Here is a 6,559-nt window from a genome sequence, read left to right as displayed (position 1 = left end):
TGTTGCTGGTGCTGCTTCTGGTAGAGTCGGTAGAGCCGCCCCATGGCATCGTGGCTGCGCTGCTGCTCGCTCGCTTCCACCCATACCCGGCTCGCCCCTTCAAAATACAGCCGCCCAATCACCTGCGACGTCGGTGTATAGATGGTGAGGCACAGCAAGGCGGCCAGCTCGTGCTCGTCGGCGGCGTCGATCTCGGCAAAGTAGTACCGCACACATTCAAGGAGGCGGATCATGGCGTGCCGGTGGTTGTCGAGAAAGTGGGACTCGAGGTCGGCCCTCGCGAGGTCTAGCGTGATCTGTCCGAACAGCTGTATGCCGAACCAGTGCGACTCGGCTACGAAGTTCAGCTCGCTGTCGCCGCTGTCGTGTCGGGCGTGCACGAGCGAGAGGAACTGCAGGAACCGGTACTCGAACCGGTTGGCGATGGCGACTGGCCGTTCGGCGAACCAGTCATCCGGAAGGGACAGACGCGGGTTGTCAGGGTCCGCAGCGGCGCTCACCGTGCCAGGCGGCGGGGCCTACGCATCGGCCGCATGCCGCTGCCGAAGCTCCACGTTGACGAGGCCGCCCAACACGAGAGCCACAATTTCGTCGGTTCGTTGCAGGTCACGCCAGAGGGCGAGGATCAATTCATCGGAAAGCCGACTCGGCTCCGCATCTTCCACCCTGAACAACGGCGCGCGTCTCTCCAGTGTGCTTTGCAGCCATATCCGTTGCAACCGAAGGTTCAGCAAATGGTTGCGGACAAGCTGGGGGTCCTCACCATCGTCGCTGTTCGGGCCACCAGGCACCTCACACCCGCACAGCCCGTCGGCCTCGTCGAGGAGGCGTCGGGCCACCTCGTACTCTTTGGCAACTCGCCGCGCCTGTGCCGCGAAGACGAGTGCCCGCGACCGCTCCAGGGGCAAGCTTCGCTTGAAGTACCGATACGGCTCCGCCTCGGGTAGCGCAGCTAGGCTCCTGGCCCACGCTTCGTGGAGTTCCGCACTCCACTGGTGGTGCTCCAGGCGGTCGCCGTAGTCGTTGAGGATGCTGCTCGCGTGTGAATGCCAGTCGAGCACCACCCGCGTCGGGAAGCCGCAGCTTTTCACAGCCAAGTAGGCGTTGTAGGCATCATTGACGCTGGTGGGCTGATCGAACGCTTTGAAGAACTCCCAGCGGATCGTATGGATGGCCGGCTCGTGGAACCTCCATCCCAACCCCCGCTCGATGCGCAAGCATGCGGCAAACATGTTTTCCCAGCCGCGCCACCACTCGGGGTCGGCCTTTCGCTTGGCGTTGGGCGTGTGCTCGCGAAGCAGCTCGCCCAGGTGGAAGCTGACCTGCGCCAGGATCGGGCGCATGCCGAGGAGGGCAGCGGTGGCCGACACGCTCGAGTAGCGCTCGCGTGCCCGCTCCAGTAGGTTCATGGCAGCGCCGGAATCCTCATCAGCCGGCTCCGCGTGCAAGGCGAGCCACTTGCGTCCCCGGTCCGGATCGGCGTCGGGACAGAACCGCCGCGCCGCCGAGAGGACGACGTGCTCATAACGGGCGGTGCGATACTCCAGCGACATCTGGTCGGCGATCCACAGGGGGTCCAGCGCAGCCGCCTCTAGGTGCGCGCGCCACCTGCGCAGCGCGGTTTCTTCCGCCTCGGCGTCGTTGCGCTCAAGCGCTGCTAGTGCATGCAGTTCGCACAACGCCAGAGCAGGCCACGCGGCGTCCGGCGGAGATACCGGCTCCGGGAGCGCCCACGCGACGTCGCCGAGAGCCACCTCCACGAAACCCTCCTTCTGCCTGGCCTCCAGCAGAACATCTCCAAGTCGTTTGAGATTGACGAGCCACGGTGAAGCCGTGTCCTGCACGGAGGCCGGCGGCGCCACTGAATCACCTGTCAGAAACGCCCGATACCGCTCGTAGACGACCCAGACGTCGCCGCCGGTGAGATCCGGCCGCTCCTTCGCCAAGATCGACAACCGCTGCCACGTTCCGTGACTCCAGGTCGCCAGATAGACTGCCCACAGCTCGCCCACCACCGCCGCCTCGACCTCGTTGCGACGGTCGCCCACCAGCCTGGCCGCCCACTTGGCCGCGTCCAGGGACGCGAGTTTCCCCGCCTCGAACACGCCCTCGACGCGCAGGGCGGCCGCTGCCAGCATCAGCACGCGCGCGGCCTCCTCCCACAGCCCGTCAGGATCTCGCCAGTGGACGGCGGGCGATGCGACCGCCGCCGGCTCAAGACGAGACCAGTGGTATGCCGCCTCCTTCGCCGCGACTCCGTGGGCACCGTCCCGGAGCGCGAGAGGCACGCGACCGTCGGACGCGCGCAAACCCTTCGAGAGCCGTATCGCCCAAAAGCAGTGCGCCTGGGCGAGCAGATCGGCGGTGTCGTCTCCCGCCCCAGCCGCCCCAGCCGCCCCACCGCCGGGCCGGCGAAGCGACCGCACGAGAAGGGCGCAGGCGTTATTGTCGAAGTGCAGGGTCCGACCCTGGCGGCGGACGAGCCGGCAATGCCGAAAACGCTTGACGAGATCCGGCGTCCGCTCGGGCGGCCGGAGGTCGTATGCCTCTAGGTGTTCGGGATCCAAGGTATCGATCCAGTCCATTAGGACCTGCTCCGTCACGAAGGCGTTACCCTTGACTGCTCAGTAGACCATCAGGTGCGAAACGCCGAAGTCGCCCGCTACCTCCTCCTCGTACGCTTGCTCGAACTCGGCCAGGACTGCACGCTGCAAGCTGTCCCGCTCCGTGTCGGCGCCGAGGACCCGGCCCAGGCTTCCGCGCGCCTCCGAGACTGCAGCATCGAGGTCGGCCCCCGCGAGATCCGGCTTGTGGTTGGCGATGATCCGCCGAAGCTCCATATCCGAGAATGCCGGCACGGTAAGGCGCTCCAGGTGCTCCGCGTCGCCAAGGACCGGACCGGCCGTGTCACCGAGGTCCCGGGTGATGAGCAGGACGCGTTTCCCCTTCAGCGCCCCACGGCTTACCTCGGCCAGGAACTTCCGATCGGTCGGGGCTAGGAGGTTGACGTCGTCGACCACGAGCACGAACGCGCGTCGGTGCCGGCCGCTTCGTTCGAGGAGCCTCAGGAGCGTGTCCAGCTGGTTCAGTCGCGCCACCTCCTCTGTGTTGACGTGCCGCGGCGGGGGCTGTGGCAGGAGTCGGCGGAACACTGCCGATCCGAGCGCCAGCAGCAGTGTGGCCACTCCCGCCACGGGGAGGCTAAAGACGTTCTCCAGCCGCCACAACCAGTCGAGTAGGAAGCGTCGCCAGTACTGGGCGGAGATCGGAGAAAGGGGCGTGCCTTCGTTGGTCACGAAGTCGTTGAGGGCTGCCCCCAAGAAGAGGCAGATGAGCACCAGCGGCAGCAGCACGACCAAGGCGATGCGGCGTCCCGTCGTGGAGTTCTGCCAGCGGGCGCGCAACGATTCGATTGCGCGGGTGGCCGGCGCGTCGTCGAACTGCCTCAGCACGCGGGCAACATCGCTGAGCCCGGCGCGCAAGTGGTCTTCGTCGCGGTCCCGCGGCTTGATGTTCAGCCGGCGTGTTTCTGCGAGCATGGACCGATCAGTGGCGGCCCGCTGGAGGAAGTGCTCTAGTATTGCCGTCGCGCCATGGCCCGGCGCCGCTATCAGCGAGATGTGCAGCCGCCAAGAGGGGTCCGCGAGCCACCTCCGGCTTCGCTCCCACAAACTCTGATCCACCGACCGCTCGAAGTAGAAGCGGGCTGAGTCCGGCGTACGGTGTAAATTGGTTATTGCTACCTCCCGGTGGACGACTCGGCTGCTAAGATGAAGAATAGACGCGCTTTTTCATTAAGAGGCACAGTACTGCTGGGCTAGTGAGCTGTCAAACATGCGAGTCCTCGGCCTGGGACTTTTCGGGCCCTTCATCGGTCCGAGGCGCCATGTTGCCGGGCGTTTTGGTGTCTCGGGCGAATATTGGGCCAAAGGGAAGGGCTTAAGGGGCCAGATTCGGATATTTTCACAATGGCAGCTCTCCCTGCCCAGCGATGGCTTGCCCCGTGACATTATCGTCTAACCGCGGCCGGCACCTAGGCCTCGCCTCGCGCCGCTGCCCCGCCATGCGCTCAATCTTGGCATAGAAACGCCATTGCCCAAAGACTGGCTAGGGTATCAGCGCAAGCCGTAGGTCGCTGATGGTCTCTGGATCGAGAAGGACCGGAACAAACCGCAGTAAGCTACGCGTCGCGCGTCGTCGGCCGCCCCAATGCCAGGTAGACCGGATGAGGGCTGAGCAGCGGTGAGACTGCCCGAGGCAGTAGTAGGGCGTGAAGTAGGCCTCGAATTGCGGCAACTGCCGCGCGACCTGATGCACCATCCGCGTCTGGTTTATCGATCCACAAATGTATAATGCCCTCATCTGCCCGATTGTCTCAGAGCTTGTGAAAAACCTACTGCGCTCGTGATTTTGCGTTCCGGCGGTGCTCGGAATCCTCATGTATTTCAATATACACTCCGGTTCCTGCGCTCCGGCAGAACGCGACCTCCCTTCGCTCGCTGCGTTTTTTTCACAAACTCTCAGATCAAAGTTAAAAGAGTAAATACGGGCACCTAATGACGGATGCCAATGCGATCGCGCGGGCGAGACGCCGCCGAGCCGCAGGCAGCGCGTGCTCATGCTCCGATAGCAAGTGTTTCATGGGCACTTCTGGTGGATCCGCGATGATCCTCAAGACTTCCTCTTAGCTAAACATAAGCGCTTGAGATCAAACACAGCGGTGCCCACGACTTATGCTTTATCGAGGACATCGAGAACGACCGAGGCGTTGTTATAGTCGAATTCGATCTTTTCATACCCTCTGTCGTGTTCCAGGATAAGGCTCGGGAATGCGCTCGCTCCCAGGCGTTGACTGAATGCGATCTGGTGTAGCAAGGCCTCGCGCGTTGCGGGGTGATTCAGATCCTGGGCAAAGCGCCGCTGGTTCAAGCCGATTTCGGCGGCAAGTGCTGTCAAGGTATCGTCGTCAGAGGGATTGCGCGCCTTAAGATAATAAACCTGTTGGATCGCAAGGATCATCGCTTCTTCGTATTGAGGGCCCTGCTTCATCGCGGCGATGACCGCTCGGCATGCGGGATAGGTGGAGCGGCGCGGTTGGCATTGGGTCCAAAAGTCAAAGTTAAACGCTGTTTCTGGGACTACCTGCTGAATCTTTCGCCAGTTCTTTTGGACGTATACGCGGGTAGCTTCGGGCATGGGGTCATCGCTATCCGGGGCCAACCCGCCCAAAACCCGCTGGGTAGGAATCGCGGGTGGTAGAGCGCGCACGATCTCGGCCCAGGTTGGCCGGAAGGCCCAGCACCAGCTACACATGGGATCGTGCACATAATAGAGCGTCATGCGGGGATCAGAATCAGCGCAGGACAGGTTGGTCGGGTAGCTCGTTCGGGTTGGCGCATTGCACCGGGAAAAAACGCGCGAGCGCTGTGGAAACCAGGCGGATCGGGTGAGCGCACGCCCTGATAATCATCGGCGGCAAACGCCTTTTCCATTTCGCGGCAGATCCTAGGGTAAGCGCATCGTGTGTTCCGTCGTGCTGTGGGACGCGCAGGCCACTATACGGAGCGAATCAAACCTTAGCAACTCTCGGTGAAGACCCCGGCAGGTTGCTGGCGGAGCGGCGCAACTCGTGCCAAAGTGCTGTGTCTAACAGACGTTGCCCGAATTCGTCAGGGCAGGACAGGAGGTACGTTCGGCGTTTGCGTCGCTCGATGAAGTAAGAGTTTGCTTGGGCGGCGCTGCGGATCCGCGTTGGCATGGCGGCACATGACCGCATGTCGCCGGGGCGTGGGTACGGACGCTGGTGCGAGGCGAGAGGTTAGGTTATGGCGATTAAGTTATCCAGCGTGGTAGCGCCGCTGGGCTTCGTAGCGCTACTCATTATGGTCTCACCCGCCCAGGCGGGGGGCTTCTCGTTCCATTTTGGGGACGGATTCCACGGCCACGGTTTCAATGGAGGGCATTTCGGCGGACGCTTTGGCTTTCATGGCTATCCCTTCTATGGGCATTACGGCCACGGTTTCCATGGGTTTCACCACCGAGGAATTCATCGAGGATTCCATCACCCGCACGGATTCCGACATGGGTTCCGCGGGCATCATGGGTTCCGCGGGCATCGTGGGTTCGGTGGGCATCATAGGTTCGGTGGCCGCCACTGAGACGCGGCGAGGTTAACGGGTTGCCGGAAGGTCGAAGCTGAAGGTGGTCCCGGCCGCGGGGTTGCTCACTACTAAGGAAGCTCTGAACAAGTAATCAAAATGGTTGCGCGGCGTGCATACGAATCGATTTCAGACGGAAGCGCGGCCGTGAGGCCCATTTTTCATCGTTCAGGGGGCCATGTTCGCCCCGTTTGCCATACTGCAGACACACTACGCCCCCGACAGTCGCCACAGCCGCCGGCGCATCAGGTACAGATTGGTCAGTGCACAGGTCACGAACAAGCGGTGTGCGTTCTTCGCCAACCCCTTGTAGCGGGTCTTCACGAATCCGAAGATGCGCTTGATGATGAGGAAGGGATGCTCAACCTTAGCGCGCACGCTGGACTTGGTTTTGTTCTTCG

General features: G+C 62.8%; 7 protein-coding genes. 1 reads left to right on the top strand and 6 read right to left on the bottom strand.

Going from position 1 to position 6,559, the window contains the following annotated elements; genetic code table 11:
• The 5 genes from M3436_18300 to M3436_18280 all read right to left on the bottom strand — a co-directional run.
• A partial coding sequence (locus M3436_18300; GenBank protein MDQ3565957.1) for a hypothetical protein occupies positions 1 to 500 on the bottom strand: 500 nt, incomplete at its 3' end.
• 18 nt (positions 501 to 518) lie between these two features.
• Complete coding sequence (locus tag M3436_18295) at positions 519 to 2,585, bottom strand: hypothetical protein (GenBank protein MDQ3565956.1); 2,067 nt, start codon at positions 2,583 to 2,585, stop codon at positions 519 to 521.
• Positions 2,586 to 2,624: 39 nt separating this feature from the next.
• A complete protein-coding gene (locus tag M3436_18290) occupies positions 2,625 to 3,539 on the bottom strand; it encodes a hypothetical protein (GenBank protein ID MDQ3565955.1) in 915 nt (304 codons plus the stop codon).
• Between the two features lie 568 nt (positions 3,540 to 4,107).
• Positions 4,108 to 4,320: a hypothetical protein gene (locus M3436_18285; protein ID MDQ3565954.1), complete on the bottom strand. Its 213-nt coding sequence runs from the start codon at positions 4,318 to 4,320 to the stop codon at positions 4,108 to 4,110.
• 411 nt (positions 4,321 to 4,731) lie between these two features.
• Positions 4,732 to 5,340, bottom strand: coding sequence for a DsbA family protein (locus M3436_18280; protein MDQ3565953.1), 609 nt, complete (start codon positions 5,338 to 5,340; stop codon positions 4,732 to 4,734).
• A 645-nt stretch (positions 5,341 to 5,985) separates the two neighbouring features.
• Between M3436_18280 and M3436_18275 the strand changes: the two genes are divergently transcribed.
• Positions 5,986 to 6,174 (top strand): hypothetical protein, encoded by a 189-nt coding sequence (locus tag M3436_18275; protein MDQ3565952.1) that lies wholly within the window; start codon positions 5,986 to 5,988, stop codon positions 6,172 to 6,174.
• 194 nt (positions 6,175 to 6,368) lie between these two features.
• Here M3436_18275 and M3436_18270 read toward each other — a convergent pair.
• Positions 6,369 to 6,559, bottom strand: a 191-nt coding sequence (locus tag M3436_18270; GenBank protein MDQ3565951.1) for a transposase, incomplete at its 5' end; no start/stop codon positions are given.

This window comes from Pseudomonadota bacterium (assembly GCA_030859565.1).
Lineage (GTDB): Bacteria > Pseudomonadota > Gammaproteobacteria > JACCXJ01 > JACCXJ01 > USCg-Taylor.
This window is presented reverse-complemented; position numbering and strand designations above follow the sequence as displayed.

What these genes read in the sequence shown, in the direction of transcription:
- M3436_18280 (MDQ3565953.1), bottom strand. Translation starts at nt 5,340, where the DNA reads ATGACGCTCTATTATGTGCACGATCCCATGTGTAGCTGGTGCTGGGCC.
- M3436_18275 (MDQ3565952.1), top strand. Translation starts at nt 5,986, where the DNA reads ATGGCTATCCCTTCTATGGGCATTACGGCCACGGTTTCCATGGGTTTC.
- M3436_18295 (MDQ3565956.1), bottom strand. Translation starts at nt 2,585, where the DNA reads ATGGACTGGATCGATACCTTGGATCCCGAACACCTAGAGGCATACGAC.
- M3436_18285 (MDQ3565954.1), bottom strand. Translation starts at nt 4,320, where the DNA reads ATGGTGCATCAGGTCGCGCGGCAGTTGCCGCAATTCGAGGCCTACTTC.
- M3436_18290 (MDQ3565955.1), bottom strand. Translation starts at nt 3,539, where the DNA reads ATGCTCGCAGAAACACGCCGGCTGAACATCAAGCCGCGGGACCGCGAC.